General features: G+C 42.0%; 12 protein-coding genes. 10 read left to right on the top strand and 2 right to left on the bottom strand.

Annotated features, from left to right (window positions below; all coding sequences use genetic code 11):
• Positions 1 to 31: 31 nt before the first annotated feature.
• The 3 genes from ACESPO_RS11885 (at position 32) to ACESPO_RS11875 (ending at position 1,497) form a co-directional block, all read left to right on the top strand.
• Positions 32 to 619 carry a nucleoside recognition domain-containing protein gene (locus ACESPO_RS11885; RefSeq protein ID WP_009263802.1) on the top strand — a complete coding sequence of 196 codons (588 nt, stop codon included), beginning with the start codon at positions 32 to 34 and terminating at the stop codon, positions 617 to 619.
• Positions 620 to 734: 115 nt separating this feature from the next.
• Entirely contained in the window at positions 735 to 911 is a 177-nt protein-coding gene (locus tag ACESPO_RS11880; RefSeq protein WP_008977636.1) for a ribbon-helix-helix domain-containing protein, read from the top strand.
• 52 nt (positions 912 to 963) lie between these two features.
• On the top strand, positions 964 to 1,497 hold the full coding sequence (locus tag ACESPO_RS11875; RefSeq protein ID WP_008977635.1) for a spore maturation protein: 534 nt from the start codon (positions 964 to 966) through the stop codon (positions 1,495 to 1,497).
• A 128-nt stretch (positions 1,498 to 1,625) separates the two neighbouring features.
• Here ACESPO_RS11875 and ACESPO_RS11870 read toward each other — a convergent pair whose 3' ends face one another.
• Both ACESPO_RS11870 and ACESPO_RS11865 read right to left on the bottom strand, forming a co-directional pair.
• Positions 1,626 to 2,399, bottom strand: a complete 774-nt coding sequence (locus tag ACESPO_RS11870; RefSeq protein WP_499788884.1) for a DUF4474 domain-containing protein — start codon at positions 2,397 to 2,399, stop codon at positions 1,626 to 1,628.
• A gap of 161 nt (positions 2,400 to 2,560) precedes the next feature.
• On the bottom strand, positions 2,561 to 4,330 hold the full coding sequence (locus ACESPO_RS11865) for a DUF885 domain-containing protein (protein ID WP_435387663.1): 1,770 nt from the start codon (positions 4,328 to 4,330) through the stop codon (positions 2,561 to 2,563).
• A gap of 77 nt (positions 4,331 to 4,407) precedes the next feature.
• On the opposite strand from ACESPO_RS11865, the gene ACESPO_RS11860 reads away from it, so the two are divergent.
• From ACESPO_RS11860 to ACESPO_RS11830, 7 genes are all read left to right on the top strand, one after another.
• Positions 4,408 to 5,973 carry a trypsin-like peptidase domain-containing protein gene (locus ACESPO_RS11860; protein ID WP_336304502.1) on the top strand — a complete coding sequence of 522 codons (1,566 nt, stop codon included), beginning with the start codon at positions 4,408 to 4,410 and terminating at the stop codon, positions 5,971 to 5,973.
• A 21-nt stretch (positions 5,974 to 5,994) separates the two neighbouring features.
• A complete protein-coding gene (locus tag ACESPO_RS11855; protein ID WP_499788883.1) occupies positions 5,995 to 6,786 on the top strand; it encodes a PP2C family protein-serine/threonine phosphatase in 792 nt (263 codons plus the stop codon).
• A gap of 60 nt (positions 6,787 to 6,846) precedes the next feature.
• Positions 6,847 to 8,550 carry a serine/threonine protein kinase gene (locus tag ACESPO_RS11850; RefSeq protein WP_336304504.1) on the top strand — a complete coding sequence of 568 codons (1,704 nt, stop codon included), beginning with the start codon at positions 6,847 to 6,849 and terminating at the stop codon, positions 8,548 to 8,550.
• The gene (locus ACESPO_RS11845) at positions 8,529 to 8,813 is read left to right on the top strand and encodes a hypothetical protein (protein ID WP_016439923.1); all 285 of its coding nucleotides are present in this window, start codon (positions 8,529 to 8,531) and stop codon (positions 8,811 to 8,813) included. The genes ACESPO_RS11850 and ACESPO_RS11845 overlap by 22 nt, the downstream gene beginning before the upstream one ends.
• Complete coding sequence (locus ACESPO_RS11840; RefSeq protein WP_336304505.1) at positions 8,810 to 13,930, top strand: Ig-like domain repeat protein; 5,121 nt, start codon at positions 8,810 to 8,812, stop codon at positions 13,928 to 13,930. The genes ACESPO_RS11845 and ACESPO_RS11840 overlap by 4 nt, the downstream gene beginning before the upstream one ends.
• Before the next feature lie 517 nt (positions 13,931 to 14,447).
• On the top strand, positions 14,448 to 16,379 hold the full coding sequence (gene metG / locus ACESPO_RS11835) for a methionine--tRNA ligase (RefSeq protein WP_081636862.1): 1,932 nt from the start codon (positions 14,448 to 14,450) through the stop codon (positions 16,377 to 16,379).
• A gap of 64 nt (positions 16,380 to 16,443) precedes the next feature.
• On the top strand, positions 16,444 to 17,430 hold the full coding sequence (locus ACESPO_RS11830; RefSeq protein ID WP_009263792.1) for a diaminopimelate dehydrogenase: 987 nt from the start codon (positions 16,444 to 16,446) through the stop codon (positions 17,428 to 17,430).
• The last annotated feature ends 134 nt before the right edge of the window (positions 17,431 to 17,564 follow it).

The following is a 17,564-nucleotide window of genomic DNA, read 5'->3' as shown; positions in this document are numbered from 1 at the left end:
TATTTATAAAATAAATATGGGGGAGAAAAAGTTGTTAAATGATCTTTGGGCAGGAATGATACTTGTAGGAATTATCTATGGAGCGTTGACAGGGAGGATGGCAGATGTCACGAACGCGGCGCTGGACTCTTCCAAGGAAGCAGTGACACTTTGTATTACAATGCTTGGAGTAATGTCTTTTTGGGTAGGGCTTATGGAAATTGCACAGCGGTCAGGGCTGATCGCTGCAGCATCGCGAAAACTACAGCCTGTGGTACATTTTCTGTTTCCAGACGTGCCAGAAGGACACGAAGCAAATAGACATATTACAACAAATATCATTGCAAACATCCTGGGGCTTGGATGGGCAGCAACGCCGGCAGGACTGATGGCGATGAAGAGTCTTCAGGAAGTCAATCCAAACAAGGACAAAAGCATTGCGAGCAGAGATATGTGTACGTTTTTGATTTTAAATATTTCTTCTTTGCAGCTCATTCCAATCAATATCATTGCCTATCGGAGTCAGTATGGAAGTGTAAATCCGGCAGGGATTGTCGGGGCGGGGATTGTGGCGACGCTGGTCAGTACGGTAGTCGGAGTAGCATTTGCAATGGCGATGAGGAAAAGGAAGCGCGTGTAGGAAAAGAGATTTTGTCATCCTGGTGTGTTTTTTGAAATACCAAAACATATTTTAGACTTGATTTTTTGTAATACATATATTATGATTATTGTAATACAAAAAAGGAGATGAGATTATGGGAAAACCAGGAAGACCAAAGGGGAGTGACAATAAGGAGAAGATCTGTTCTCTACGCCTGGATGAACAGACGTTAAAGCGCCTGAATGCTTACTGTGAGCGCCTGAAAGTGGCAAAGTCAGAGGTGATCCGGGAGGCAATCGAGCGGATTTTGGAGGAAGATCAGTATAAATAGTTTTCCGTTTTCATAAGATGATAAGAGCCTATTTATGAAAACGGAGGAGTAGATGAAGTTCTTACTATATCTGAGTGATTTTATCGTACCTTTTGTGATTTTCTATATCGTCGGTTTTGGAATTTTGATGAAGACAAATGTCTATGAGCATTTTATAAAGGGTGCGAGAAAGGGATTTTTTACTGTTATTAAGATTATGCCTACATTGATCGGGCTGATGGTTGCGGTAGGAGTATTGAGAGCTTCTGGATTTTTAGATTTTTTTGCGGAAGTGGTCAGTAGGTTTGTGGTACATATCGGATTTCCGGTACAGCTCGTACCGCTTACGATCGTCAGGATGTTTTCTTCCTCAGCAGCTACAGGGCTGGTACTGGACATCTTTAAGGAATATGGAACAGATTCGTACATTGGGCTTGTGGCATCTATCATGATGAGCTGCACGGAGACAATCTTTTATACGATGTCTGTGTATTTTATGACAGCGAATATCAAAAAGACAAGATACACACTGGCGGGAGCGCTTTTGGCGACATTTGCAGGAATTGCAGTAAGTGTACTGCTTGCATCGGGGATGTATGCCGGGTAATGATTTTCTGACAGACTGAACCGGAGAGTAGGAAAGCTCTCCGGTTCCGTAAGGAAATTCTCGTAGAATTCAGTGTATTTTGTTATCGGGTATATCGTAAAATTCAGTGTTTTCGTTATGTGGAACTGTCAGCTTCTGATGCGGCATAGATACCGGAACATAGAAGGATGAGAAGTGTGCAGATAGATTAGTTTATCTGTGGTATTGTCAAAAGGGGGCGTAAGGAAAGAATACAGATGACAGTGGAAAGCGTTTTGCCATTTGACTGCATTCTCTTTAAACTGCGAGGATCGTGTATGATAATTGGGGGATTCGTTGACGGAAGGAAAGAGGAAAGAAATCGTAAGTTTGCGAATCGTAAGCTCGCATTCGGAATAACCTGCTTCCAGTAAGCCGTGAATGAATCTTTGCAGCATGAATGTATCCGGAAAGGTAACAGATACTTTTAATTGAGAGTCTGCGGAAACAGGACATCGTCCAATTTGGAATCCGCTTAGTCGCCAGTGTCGTTTGCTGAGCTGAAAAGTGGACAGGTCTTCTTCCAGAAGCTCTAAGGAAAGAGGAAGAAATTCAGATTCTGCTATACTAAAAAATCGGGTTGTAGTTCTGTTTTGGGGAGAGACAATGTGGTCAGCACAATATAGTCCGATCTCTCCGCCAAAATAGATTCCATATTGACCTTTTTTCAACTTGATCAGACATGTTTTTTCGTTATAGTCAAAGTAGATCAGAAGAGCATCCTGAAGAGAAAGATCGCGGATGGCAGTATCAGCAGGACGGCGGCAGGTTTTTGGGAGCCACGCGTCCTCTCGATAGGTAAAGAGATCATGTAGAGGCAGATAGGACAAATCATATGGATGGAGCAAGTTCTGCAAAAGAGCCGATTTCTTTTCAGAGGGCATTCTTTGGATCTGAAGAATCAGCTTTTTCCTTTTGTGATAATTCAAAAGGAAGAGAAGAAAGAGCAGCAATAGGAATACTGGTAAGAAAGACATAAAAACCTCCTTGGAAATATCTTATTGTATTGTATGCCACAGAGGAGTCGGATGTGTGACAGGGCAGCTTATCTATCAACCGCATATTTAGAAACAATATCAAATGGGGCAGGTCCGACATCGAGAACTGCACGGTGAAAGTTTTTCTGGGAGAATTCATCTCCGTCTATTTTCATCGCTTTCTTTTTCAATTCCATAAATTCAAGATAGCCAACATAATATTTCAAGTAATTTCCCGGATCAGATAGGATCAAATTATATATTTCCTGGATAGCATCGGTATCTTTGATTCCATAATCAGAGAAAAAGCGTACAGTATCGGGTACCGACCATCCATCGTAATGGATTCCAATATCTGCGGCAGCATAGAGTCCAAGTGTCAGAGAACCATTTTTTTGAAACAGCGCAGCCTGGTCTTTTGGCAGCGGACTCAGATAGTAGGAGCACATCTCGGCATAAGTTGCCCATCCTTCCACATAACCGCTAAAATTAAAAATGCTGCGGAGAGGTTCTGTATTTTTTTCAGCAAAATAAGTTGTTTGATACAAGTGTCCGGGATAGCCTTCGTGTGCAAGTGTCGTAAATAGTTTTAGGGTATCGACATTGCGTGATTGGTTGATGTAGATTACATTTTCTGACTGGTCGTCAATGGCGGGAACCATATAAAATGCAGGGCTCAGATAAGGTTCCATAGCATTGGGAACATATTTCACTTGAGCAGTTACGTCCGGAGGAGCAGGAAAGGCAGCAGAAGATTTTTGTTCCAGCAATGTCAAAATCTGTTCTGGCTGATTCCGATCAATCTGGTTTTGCAGAAAAATATCTGACTTGTCTGGAGGTGCTTCGGCAGAGACAGGACGCGAGGCAAGTTCAGGATCTTTGGACAGCAATGTCTGAATAGACAAAAGATCAGAGGAAATCTGGTCATGGATTAATTTTTTTATTTCGGATACCGAGCGAGGTGAGCCGGTATCTCTTTCTACGACATAGCTATAGTATTCTTTTCCATTCGGAAAATAACAGACTCCCTTTTTATTTTTTCCACTGCCGCGCAGTTCTAGAAGGGCATCGATCAGTGACTCATAAGCCGGAACGACAGCATTTGCAATCATTTCTTGATTTTTCTTTTGATAATTCCTTTTTACAGTAGAAGAAAGTCCAGGTATCTTGGAAAGCCGTTCATCAAAAGTTGTGAGCAGATAATTGGAATCTTTCATGTCGACAAAGGAACTACATTGGTCGACCACAGCATCTACGGTGCTGTCCGGGATAAATAGACCACTATCTGCCTTCTCCTTTTCGAAGGAGATCAGAGAGTTGAAGTAATCCGGGGTACAGGATAAGAGTGAGAGATATGTATCGACATCTTTTATATCATGAAATGGATATTCCGCTAACAGTACCGGGAGCTGTGCCTGAATTCCGGTAATCTCTCCTAATGGTTCCTCGTATAAGAGATAGGGAGCGCCTTTTTGGGCAGTCTGCAAATAAGATTTGAGAATATCGTAGGTGAGTTTATTTTCGTCTGTGAGATCTTCATAGTGATAATGGGACAAAGCAGAAAGACTGTTTTCTAGAGATGCCATCATTCCGGTCGTATTTGTGGAAAAAGATCCGTATGTAACCGGAGCCTGGACGATATCGTAGGCAGATGGATCTTTCAATGTGTAATGTAGTCCAATAGTATTTGCAGCCACATCCTGCCGGAATAGTTCAAGAGTAAATTGACGGAAAGCGGTGTTAGTGTCGGAAGATGCTCGAATAGAAGAGCAGCCGGAGAAGAGTAAAGAGGACGATAAGAGCAGTGCAGTAAATGAAGTAAGATATTTGTTTTTCATAGATACTCCAAAGACATTTTTAACAGTTTATGAGAAAGAAGCGGGAAAAAGACATGGATTCAGAGGAGATGGTGTATATGACAAAAGAAGTGAAAAAGCTGTTGCTTGTAATCTGGATGACAGTTGTGGCAGTGTGCTGTCTTCCGACGATAACTGTGGCAGAAGAGGGAGCAGCAAAATCAGATGAAAGAGAGGAAATGATTTCGGATGCCGTTCTTCCGGTAGCAGTTGGTTATCGAAACGACAGTGGGGAAGTGTCCTATTATCTCAATGGGACTTCTTTTCTGATCAACGAGCAAGCAGTTCTTACGAATAAGCATGTGGCGGTTCCAGATGAGATACTTTTGGAAAAAATTATGGAAGAGCATGCGCTGAACGAATTGCCGGAGAAAGATGAAAGGTTGGGAATCTACGTAATGACAGGAAAAAATATGTTTGTTCCTGCAAAGATTCATGCAAGTGTGCAGAGTGATCGGATGGATTTTGCAGTTTTGCAGTTGTCGTCGAAGTTATACGACAGAGAGAGTTTGACATTAGGGGAAGGAGTGCCGCCGGAAGAAGGAAACCCTATTACGTTTGTCGGCTGTTCTGGGGAGGGATACCGGGAAAAGATTTTGGAGAAAATTCCACAGATATCAGAGCGAGGAGAGGTTATCCGTCTTAGTGAATCGGAGGAGGTACCAGATGGAGAGAATGATAAAGTCATCGAACATAATATTCCACTATATGGAGCAGGGGCTGGAAGCCCGCTTCTAAATGCCAACAGGGAAGTTGTGGGAATTAATGTGTTCCAGGAGGGGATGGTGCCATATGCAGTGCAGATCTATCATATCAGAAAGGCATTGGATACATTTGAAATTCCTTATAAAAAGCCGGAAACAATGGCGGAGGGAGAAAAGCAAACAGAGAAGCATACAGAGAAGCATACAGAGCAGGCAGAAAAAGAGCGAAAAAGATTTAGTAAAAAAATAGATTCACTGGAAAATAGAGAGAACCAAAACGGAGGAGAAACCGGGAGAACAGGGGTGATGCTGGCTGTTTTCGGAGGAATAGTAGGGATCGGAGGAATGGCAGCCATGATTTGGATGTCAGTGCATACAAATCAGAAAAAACATGCAGAGAAGAACGGAGCAAGAATGCAACATACATACCAACAGATGCAGACATCAAAAAGGCAGGTACGACAAGTGGATGGAAGGACAGAAAGCAGATATTCGCCTGGAAGAAGGAAAAGAGAAGAAGAGAGAGAATGGAATATGGAGGAATATATGATGGCAAGTGAAGGCGTGGGAGAAACAACATTGCTAAATGCAGCGGGAGGAGAAACAACAGTACTTCACAATGCAGAGTTTGCATATTTGCTTCGAAAGGATACAGGAGAGAGAATCCTGATCAATACGCAGCCATTTTTGATTGGAAAGGAGCAGAGGAAAGTCAATTACTGTATCCGGGATAATACATCGGTCAGCAGATGTCACGCAAAAATCAGCAAGCAAGGGTGGCAGTATTATATCGAGGATCAAAATTCGACAAATGGAACTTATGTAGAGGGAAAGGCATTACACCCATACCAGGAAACTGCTCTGTCAGACAATGTGACAATCCGTCTGTCGGATGAGGTGTTTGAATTTCATTTCATGTAAAAATAGAGAGGAGAAGGGTTTATGAAATTGTTGAGTGCAGCGTGCAGCGATAGAGGAATTAAAAAGAAGATCAATCAGGATTCCTTGCTAGTTCGGTCAGCAATGACAAAAGAAGGAGAAATCTTATTGGCGGCGGTCTGTGATGGAATGGGCGGACTGGAAAAAGGGGAAGTGGCAAGCGGAGAAGTGATCCGGGCGCTTGCAAGATGGTTTGAAGAAACACTTCCATTACTTCTTTCTGGGGGGCAGGAGAAAAAGGGAGTGGGAGAAAGGAGAAAAAGAGCGATTGCGAAAAGTCTGGAAAGCTTGATACAGGAGGAAAACCAGATGATTTCTGTCTACGGAAAAGAAAAGAATCTTCTGCTTGGGACGACAGTTTCGGCAGTCCTGTTGATTGCCGGATGGTATTTGATCGTACATGTTGGAGATTCTCGTGTTTATGGGCTTACAGAAGACGTGCAGCAGCTGACAAAAGACCAGACTTATGTGCAGAGAGAAATTGATGCAGGAAGACTGACAAAAGAGCAGGCAAGACAACATCCCCGGAGAAATGTACTGTTGCAGTGCGTTGGAGTGCAGGAGAAAATTACTCCGGAATGGAAGTCGGGAGTATATTATCCGGGAATGGGATTTTTAGTTTGCTCGGATGGATTTTGCAATCAATTGCTGGATGGAGAGCTTGAGGAAAGGTTTTGCAGGAATTACTTGAGAGCAGAATGGGAGATGGAAGAAAACTTGAAAGAAGTTATAGAACAGAATAAAAGACGGATGGAGACGGATAATCTTTCCGCGATTTGGATTTCTGTTCAATAGGGCATCGGTAATAGGAGAGGGAGCAGCAAAGGTAAAAAAGAAATGGAAAGGAGGAGGCAGATGCTTGAGAACGGTATGATTGTAGATGGAAAATACAAAATTTTAAATAAAATCGGCAAGGGAGGGATGAGCACAGTTTACCTTGCAATGAATGAGAGAGCAAATCGACAGTGGGCGATCAAGGAAATTCAAAAGAAAGGGAATCGATATTATCGGACGATGCGGGAGGAACTTCTGGCAGAGACGGATATTCTCAAAAGACTGGATCATCCCAATCTTCCTAAGATTGCAGATGTTCTGGAATACAAAGATATATTTCTGATCGTGATGGACTACATCGAAGGAAGACCGCTCAGCCTGACATTGCAGGAGCAAGGGGCACAATCTCAGGAAGTGGTAGTTGCATGGGCAAAACAACTCTGTGATGTACTGGAATATCTGCATTCCCGAAAACCACCGATTATTTATCGAGATATGAAGCCTGCAAATATTATGCTGCGGCCAGATGGAAGAGTGATGCTGATTGATTTTGGAACTGCGAGGGAATATAAGGAAGAACATGTGGAGGATACAATCTGCCTTGGAACGGTTGGATATGCGGCGCCGGAACAGTTTGGGGGAAATGGGCAGACAGATGCAAGAACAGACATTTTTTGTCTGGGAAGGACCTTGTATCATCTTTTAACTGGTCATAACCCATGTATGCCACCCTATGAGATATATCCGATCCGGCATTGGAATCCACAGTTGTCTTCTGGATTAGAAGAAATTATCTGGAAGTGTGTACAAAATGATCCGCAGGAACGGTACCAGTCCTGCGCAGAATTATTGTATGCATTGGAACATTATAGGGAATTTGATGTTGAATGCAAGAGACAGCAGCAGAAGAAGTGGCGGATTTTTGTCTGTTCAGCAGTTTGTACATTGGCATTTGCAGCGGGGGCTGTGGGGTTTCGCTGCGCAGAAGAGAAGACAGTCAGGAACAGTTATGAGCGAGTGATGAAAGAAGCATCGTCTTCAGTGACAAGAGAAAAACAGATTGCGAATTATCGAAAAGCAATCGCATTGAATCCGAGAAAGGCAGATGCATATGAGTTGTTATTGGAAAAGGTATTCCTGACTGATGACAATTTCTCTCAGGAGGAAGCGGCGATGATGCTGGAAATTTTGCAGCAAAGAGGAATGAATAAAAAGGACTATTTAAGTGTTCTGGAGTCGGAGCAGAATGCATATGGGAAAGTAGCTTTTCGGATTGGGATAGCCTATTTCTACTATTATGAAGGAGAGGGAAATAAACAGTTATCCGGGAGGTGGTTTGTGGATGCCGCCAAGTCAGAGACGCTGGAAGAACATCAGAGAGTGCGTGCAAAGATGCTGGGGAAAATTGCAGGATATTATGCACAATTAAATCGAAATGATCGGGCGGGGGACAGCAAGGTTACTTACCGGGAATACTGGGAAGATCTTACAGAATTGACAAAAGGAAATATCGTGGCGATTGATAATGAAAAAACTGCGCTTGTGATGTACCAGGAATTGGTGTATCAAATTGGTCAGAATGCAGATAAATTTTATGCAGAAGGAGTTAAAAGAGAAGAAATGAGCGAACAGCTTGAAAAAGTAAAAGAGAGGCTGCGGACAGATCTGACGATACAGAATAGAGGAGCGCAAAAGAAAATAGAGAAGAAAAAGGAGGAACTGGTAAAAAATATTTCATGGGCAGAAGAAGAGGTGAAGACAATATGTACGATCAGGAACAGATAATTCAGATATACCGTCAGGGCTTTTTCATCTGTGCAGGTTTATCTGTAGTTGGAGGAATCATGACAACGATATTTTTTTTGAAATTTGGGATTCGGAGAATCATCGCAGTACGCACAGGATATGAGGCGAGGAAAGAAATCAGAAGGATCGAAGAAGAAAATCGTAAAAAAGAAACAAAAACAAGTGATGTGTTTGTGTTGAAAAAGAATGTGATGATGGTTCATACGAATGAAGTGATAGAAAGGGACGGTGGAAGAAGTTGAGAGAATCTTGGGGAAGAGTCAGAAAATGGGTACAGATTATCATGATGCTTACAGGTCCGGTTGTGTTGGCGATAGCCCTGTGTAATGTTACCTCCGAGAAACTTTGGCAGGCGAGGGCGGAAGAAGTGCAGCAGATAAAAAAGGAGAAGGGATTAAATGGCGAAAATTCAGTCAGAAGGGCAGTCGCGCTTGAAAAAATTCAGTGGGAAAAGGCAGAGAAGGTCTATGATGGGAAAAGGGAAGCGGTGCTCACAGGATATTATCAGGAGAAAAAAGAAGAAAATAGAGTAACGGTCGAGGTGCAATTAGAGGGAAGCAATGTAAAAACTTACACGGAAGCGGTTATTCAGAAAGTGATCAAACAGCCTCAAAATTATGAGCTGGCAGAGTGTGAGCAAAAGAAAATATCCGGTATTCATATGAAAGTCATTCCTAAAAATTTGTATTTGCAGGTAGAAGATCATTCTGTGGATTATGGAGTGACAATGGAAACCTTGGAAGCAGATCTGAGAAAACATGGGAAAGTATTTATCAAGGAAGGTATCTTACAAGAAGATTTAGAGAAAGTAATGCTTCCAGAAGTAATTTTGCGGGATCCGTATCCGGAATTAAAAATTGGATCTTATGATAATTGTCTGATTCCGGAACTAAAAAGGGAAGATGGGAAACTTGCAAATCCTTTCGAAGGGGTTGTGCAGGGAAATTACTGTATGAAAGTGGCGCAGGAAGAAGATTATGGAACACTGGAGGTTCTTCCTCAGAAATTGGAAGAGGCAGAAGATGTGATTTCAGTGGAGCATAGAGCGGGGATATTTCAGAAGGAAGAAGGGAAGAATATATATGTCAGAGGAACTAGAGGGGATACCGGAGAACCGGTGAAAGTAAAATTGCATATCCGGGAAGAGTCATCTTTTGCACAGAGATATGACGAAGTGTGGGTGAGGATCAAAGAAGAGGGAGGAGTGTTTGTAAATGCCACGAAAGAAGGTATTGTTTTTGAAGAGCAGCAGGAGGGAGTGCAGCGAAGGACTGGAGAATGGTATTTAAAGGATAGCAGAGACGGTTCAGGGAAGACAGTCACAGAAGTGGCGGATGGTCTTGTATTTGTCATTGACAGCGAAGCACCGGAGGTTATTTTTCATAGATTATCCTTGGAAAAGAACAAGATTGGTGGGGAAGAACGGGGATTGAACTTTGGCACATATCAAAATACTTCTTATGCAGAGAAAGTTTCTGTCGAAGATCAGAACAGTCTGGATGAGAGAGGAAGCGGAGTTGACAGATGGTCTTATGCGGTCTGGAATGTGAAAAAAGATCAGAAACTTACAAAAAATCTTGTGGAGAAGCTAACCATATCAGGGGAGCTTCAGTGGAATCCAGTAGAAGAAGAGACATGTGAGATTCTTATCGGTATAGAAAACCAAGGAAAAGTAAAAGAAGGAAATTATGTCCTACTTGTGAGGGTGGAAGATCAAGTGCAGAATCAAGCGGTGTTTTTGTCGGACGGAATAGTTGTGGATCTGAAACAACCAAAAGTGACTCTTAGGGGAATCGACTCAGAGAAATATTATACAGAAGATATTCCATTTTCGATTACCGTAGAAGATTTTCATTTGAAAAATCAAAAAATTACTTCCGGAATTAAAGAAATCTGTGTCGCATTGTCGTGTGATGGGACGGAATGCTTTTGCGAGACAGAACAGATTCGGGAGAATTTTCCGAAATCCGGCACTGAGGTGGAGAAGACATTACAGGAATTGCAGACAGAGGCAAAGGTTTCCAGAGAAAAAATAATACAAGCTTCCAGGCATAACAGTAATGATGTAAAACTTTCTGTGACGGTGTCCGACCATGCGGGAAATCAGACTGTGGCAGAAGAAAGGCTGAAAATTGATACAGTCGCGCCGCAAATTATAGTGGCTTACGATAATAATGACAAAAAAAATGGAAATTATTTTCAAGAAGAAAGAACAGCACAAATTTTATATCAGGATAAAAATTTTGAACAGAAAAATGTCACATTTGATGTAGGTGTCGGCAAAAAACAACAGAAAAATGTAAGGGTACAAGATTTGGAAAAAGAGTTTGGGATCCTGGCAGAGTGGAGAAGACAAGAGGGCAAAGAGGGAGAATGCCTATATTTGAAGTTTCAAAAAGAGCAGGAATACAGAATCAGACCGCATTGCAAAGACCGCGCAGGAAATGTGGAGCAGAGAGTGGACTATGGGGATTCTGAGGCTCCAGAGCAGTTTGTAATCGACACGACGGATCCTGTGGCAGAAATTCGATATTACTGCGATGGAGAGGAGATTCTTTTATCAGAGGAAGTTGGTCGGAGAAGCTTTACAGACAAAGCAATTGAGGCGAAGATTGTAATTTGTGAGCGGAATTTTTCTTTTCCGGAAACATTTTCAGAAGAACAGAGTCAAATGGAGCTTTCTGTAAAAGCAGAAGGAATGCAGGAAGGGGAATATCCTCAGGAAGTAGAGGGCGGATACTTCCAGCAGGCAGCAAAGAGGAAAAATTGGAAAAAGATAGATACAGATACATACACTGCAACATTTTTGTTTGAAAAAGATGCAAATTATATCGCAGAGTTTACGTATATGGATCTGGCAGGAAGGAAAGTCAGCATTGCTCCGAGAAGATTCACAGTGGATCAGACGGCTCCGAAAGGAGAAATTGTTGTGGATGGGCAGAAAAATTCAGCAGAATCATGGAGAACTGTTTCTTTTAGTTTGTTCCAAAGAGATGCTTATCAGATTCAGATTACGGGAGAAGATGTTACAGCCGGGGTGGCTTCCGTAAAATATTACTGTTCGAAACGTCCGCTTTCGGAAGAAGATGTAAAGAATTTACCATCAAAAGAATGGGTGAAAGGAGATGCATTTGCAGTAAATCCGGACCAACAGTGTATCGTGTATGGAAAAGTGGAAGATCTGGCAGGAAATATCTGCTTTTTATACCCGATAAGTGGAATGATTACGGAATGCTCAGAGCCAAAGATCAAAATGACATTGGAAGGGGAAAAATCCGGTGGGGTTTATCGAGGAGATGTGACAGTAAAGATAGAAGCGGAAGATCTACAGGCAGGGGATACATATTCAGGAATTCAACAAGTTTTCTACCATGTGGCAGCAGAAGAAAATGTACAGGCAGATAAGGAGGAAATTTTATTTCAAAAAGAAGATCATCAGACACGAGGAAAGGCAAGATGGGAAGGAGCAGTTGTCATTCCGGCGGAGGTGTTCAACAGCAATGATGTGAGGGTTCAAGTAACGGTAAAGGATTTTGCCGGAAACGAGAAGACAGAGAACAAAGAAAAGATAGCAATAGACATCACACCGCCGATCCTTCACGTTCAATATGATGATCAGATGCCTGTAAACGGAAACTATTACAGGAAGGCACGGAAAGCGACCATCACTGTTCACGAGAGAAATTTTGATGAAAAGACTTTGAAAATTCAGGCAGGCAGTTCGGAAGGAAGGCAACCGATCAGTGGGGAATGGACCAGGCAGGAAGGCGGAAAAAATACGGATCAGGATACATATGTATGTACAATGCTATTTCGGGAAGATGGGGTATACAAGCTTTCGCTTAATTGCACAGACAAGGCGGGAAACCAGACTATATATGAAAATGATGATGTGTTTGTGATTGATCAGACTGCTCCTGTTATCCGGGTTTCGTATCAGGAACAGACGGAAAGGACAAAGGGATATTATCATAAACCTCGGACTGCAGTGATCTCGATTCAGGAGAAAAATTTCCGACCGGAAGATGTAGCGATCAAAATCACAGCAGTTCTTGATGGGGAGGAGCAAAAGGCGCCGGAAATAGGGATGTTTACATCAGAGGGAGTAGACAGTGAAACATCTTCCCAAAATAGAGAAAGAGAAGCAGTACACCGTGCAACCATTTTATATGACAAAGATGGGACATATACATTTAATGTTTCTTACACAGATCTTGCGGGAAATATGGCAAAAGAGTATCCGGAAGATCGATTTACCATTGATCGGACAAGTCCGTCTGTAGAAATCTTTGGAGTGGAGAACAAGTCTGCAAATAATGATATAGTTGCACCTCAGATTCGTTATCAGGACAGAAACTACGAAGAGAAGGATGTCAAAATCGAATTGACGGGATACCATCGCGGGAAACTTCCGATAGAGGGACAGAAGACGGAAATCGTAAACGGGCAGTATATAAAACTACCGGATTTTGAACGGACGAAGGAGAAGGACGACTTGTATACACTGACAGTTCAAGTGACGGATCGGGCAGGCAATGTGACAAAAAAGTCAATTACATTTTCGGTAAATCGATTTGGCTCTGTCTATACATTAAGTGACAACACAAGAAAACTTCTGCAAAAGCATTATACAAAACAGCCGCAGGAAATTGAAGTGACGGAAATCAATATAGATACATTGCAGATGAAGGAGATCAGTTATGGAAGAGATGGAGAAGTTGTCAGACTGCAAAAGGGGAAAGACTATGCGGTGGAAAAAAACGAACCCGAGCAGGGATGGAAAACATACACTTATAAGATTGGCAGACACAATTTTCAGAAAGAAGGAAATTATACGGTAACACTTTCCTCAAAAGACAGGGCAGAAAATAGAGGGAACAATAAGATCAAGGGAGAAGAAATCAATTTTGTTGTAGATCAGACAGCGCCGACAGTGGTTGTTACCGGAATAGAGAATCATGGGAAGTATAAAGAGTCCTCGAAAAAAATGACGATTTATACGGAAGATAATTTTGCGACAGAGGCAGTGGAAGTGTCTGTTTATGGTGAGAGAAAAATAAAAAAAAGATACGATGCCGAGAGATTGAAACGGCAGGGAGGAAGGGTAGAAGTTGTCCTTAGACAGGAGAATAGGTGGAAAACGGTTTGCGTATCCGGTGTGGATGCGGCAGGAAACCGATCGGAGGAAAAGGTGTTTCAAATTCTGGTCACACCGGATAGAAAGATTCAGTTTTTCTATAATCTGCCATCCATTGTGGGAGTTGCTTTGATGATCCTTCCATTGCTCTGCGGAGTAATTTTTTTCATCAGAAAGCAGAGAAGAAAGCAGACAAGAAGAAAAGATTTTAAAGCAGACTAGAAAAATTCGGAAAGAGAAAGTTCCCAAACTTGACATTCCAAAATCCGTATGTTACGATTTCTACATATTTTTAATTTGAAAAAAGAAAACGCGTTGACGAAAAGAGTAAGTTGGGGGAAACTTTACAGAGAAGTTCTGATTCATATGGAAATGTGTGGAATGTGACTTGGACACAGACAGATACAAAGAGATATGAGATGCTGAGAGGAACAAGTGGAATCTGACTGAAGATGGCTTCCGAGCGGTGTATGATACTTTCTGTTGTCTATTCGGTCTAATCTAGAAGAGAATACGAAAGAAAAGTGTGATACAAAGGGATTCGCCCTTTACAGCGAGGAGTGCAGGGCACTCGGTAAGGTTCGCGCTGTGAAGAGCGGATAAATAGAAGTGGTACCACGGGAATCTCTCGTCTTCTCTTTTGAGGAGGCGAGTTTTTTGTTTCAAGAAAAATGATGAAATAAAAAACTCTCCGGGTGAGATCCTTTTTGAAGATGCTGCTTTTGAGTGGAAAATCTAAATGCGTATATTCAAAAAAAGAGGAGGATACAAAATGGATAAGAAAAAATTTTATATGACAACAGCGATTGCTTATACATCAGGCAAACCACACATTGGAAATACTTATGAGTTTGTACTTGCTGATGCAATCGCAAGATACAAAAGAAGTCAGGGGTATGATGTATTTTTCCAGACAGGAACTGACGAACATGGACAGAAGATTGAACTGAAGGCTCAGGAAGCTGGAGTGACACCGAAAGAATTTGTAGACGGTGTGGCTGCACAGGTAAAAGAGATTGCAGATCTGATGAATACATCTTATGATAAATTTATTCGTACGACAGATGAATATCATGAGAAACAAGTTCAGAAAATCTTTAAAAAGCTGTATGAGCAGGGAGATATTTACAAAGGATATTATGAAGGAATGTACTGTACACCGTGTGAGGCATTCTTTACAGAATCACAACTGGTTGATGGAAAATGTCCGGACTGTGGGCGTGAAGTACAGCCAGCAAAGGAAGAGGCATATTTCTTCAAGATGAGTAAATATGCGGACAGGCTGATTGAACATATCAATACACATCCGGAATTTATTCAGCCGGTGTCCCGTAAAAATGAGATGATGAATAACTTCTTGCTTCCGGGACTTCAAGATCTCTGTGTTTCAAGAACTTCTTTTACATGGGGAATACCGGTAGATTTTGATCCAAAGCATGTTGTCTATGTATGGTTAGATGCGCTTACAAACTACATCACAGGAATTGGGTATGACTGTGATGGAGAGAACAGTGAGCAGTTTAAGAAAGACTGGCCGGCAGATCTTCACTTGATCGGAAAGGATATTATCCGCTTCCATACAATTTACTGGCCAATCTTTTTGATGGCGCTGGATCTTCCACTTCCGAAGCAAGTGTTTGGACATCCGTGGCTGCTTCAGGGCGATGGAAAGATGAGTAAATCAAAAGGAAATGTCATCTATGCAGATGAGCTTGTAAATATGTTCGGAGTTGATGCAGTCCGCTATTTTGTTCTGCACGAGATGCCATTTGACAATGACGGTGTCATCACATGGGAACTGATGGTAGAGCGTATGAATTCTGACCTTGCAAATACACTTGGAAATCTTGTGAATCGTACGATCTCCATGACAAATAAATATTTCGGGGGAATCGTTACAGATAAGGGAATTGCAGAAGAGGTAGATGCAGAGTTAAAAGCAGTTGTAGAGCGCACACCGGGAGCAGTAGATGAGAAGATGGACAAACTCCGGGTAGCAGATGCAATCACAGAGATATTCAACCTGTTCAAACGCTGCAATAAGTATATTGATGAGACAATGCCTTGGGCGCTTGCAAAAGAAGAGGACAAAAAGGACCGTCTGGAAACAGTGCTTTACAATCTGATTACAAGTATCTCAAAGGGGGCAGAATTATTAAGCTCATTTATGCCGGAGACATCTGAAAAGATTCTTGCTCAACTAAATGGAGGTCATGTAACAGACAAGCCGGAGATTCTATTCCAGAGACTTGATATGGAAGAGGTCATGAAGAAGGTAGAAGAATTACATCCACCAGTAGAAGAAAAGGCAGAGGAAGAGTCTGTAATTGACATTGAACCGAAAGAAGAAATCACATTTGAAGAATTTGGAAAGATGCAGTTCCAAGTCGGTGAGATTATTGCCTGCGAAGCGGTAAAAAAATCAAAGAAACTGCTTTGTTCACAAGTAAAGGTGGGAAGTCAGGTAAAACAGATCGTATCAGGAATTAAGGCACATTACACACCGGAAGAGATGGTAGGGAAAAAAGTAATGGTGCTTGTGAACTTAAAACCGGCGAAACTGGCAGGTGTTTTATCAGAGGGAATGCTTCTCTGTGCAGAAGATGCAGAAGGAAATCTTGCATTAATGACACCGGAAAAAGAGATGCCGGCGGGGGCAGAAATCTGTTAAGACTCTGCCCTACAGCCTGCAATAAAGTAACAAACAGATTATTACGAGAAAGAAGGAGAACACAATGAGTAAAATCAGAATTGGTATTGTTGGATATGGAAACATTGGACGCGGTGTAGAACTTGCAGTCGAGAGAAATGAAGATATGGAACTTGTTGCGGTAGTGACACGCCGTGATCCAAAAAGCGTTCAGATTCTGACGGAAGGTGTAAAGAAAGTACATTTTGATGATATTCTTACACTGAAAGATGAAGTCGATGTGATGATCCTCTGCGGAGGTTCTGCGACAGATCTTCCAGTGATGGGACCAGAAATTGCAAAACACTTCAATATGATCGACAGTTTTGATACACATGCAAAGATTCCAGAGTATTTTGCAGATGTAGATACAGCGGCAAACGAAGGGAAAAAAGTAGGAATCATCTCTGTGGGCTGGGATCCGGGAATGTTCTCCCTGAACCGTATTTATGCAGAATCGATCCTCGTACAAGGAAGCACTTATACCTTCTGGGGAAAGGGAGTCAGCCAGGGACACTCTGATGCGATCCGCCGTATCGAAGGGGTGAAGAATGCAATCCAGTATACTGTTCCAATTGAGGAGGCAGTGGAGAGAGTCAGAAGTGGAAGTGAGCCAGAACTTTCCACAAGAGAAAAACATCTTCGTGAGTGCTATGTCGTGGCAGAGGAAGGTGCAGATAAGGCACTGATTGAGAAGACCATCAAAGAAATGCCGAATTATTTTGCAGATTATGATACAACCGTTACTTTTGTATCGGAAGAGGAATTAAAAGCAGAACACAGCAAAATGCCGCACGGCGGTTTTGTGATCCGCACTGGAGAGACTGGAAGAGAAGGAAACAAGCATGTAATTGAATACTCTTTAAAACTGGACTCTAATCCGGAATTTACTTCTAGTGTCTTAGTTGCATATGCCCGTGCTGCATACAGACTTGCAAACAACGGTGACTGCGGTGCAAAGACAGTATTTGATATTGCACCAGGCTTATTGTCTATGAAATCAGCAGAACAGCTGAGAAAAGAAATTCTGTAAAAAGAAAAAAAGATAAGAGTTCAAGCGTAGTGAGAACGAGAAAAGCAGGTATTGCAAGAGGGTCCGTGTCATATTACCTCTTGGCAGTACCTGCTTTTTATAAAAGTCTTCTCGATTTTGTTTTCAACAGGAAG

The sequence above is a fragment of the Coprococcus sp. HPP0074 genome (assembly GCF_964238105.1).
Lineage (GTDB): Bacteria > Bacillota > Clostridia > Lachnospirales > Lachnospiraceae > Faecalimonas > Faecalimonas umbilicata.
The sequence above is the reverse complement of the archived record's forward strand: the minus strand, read 5'-3'. Positions and strand labels throughout refer to the sequence as shown.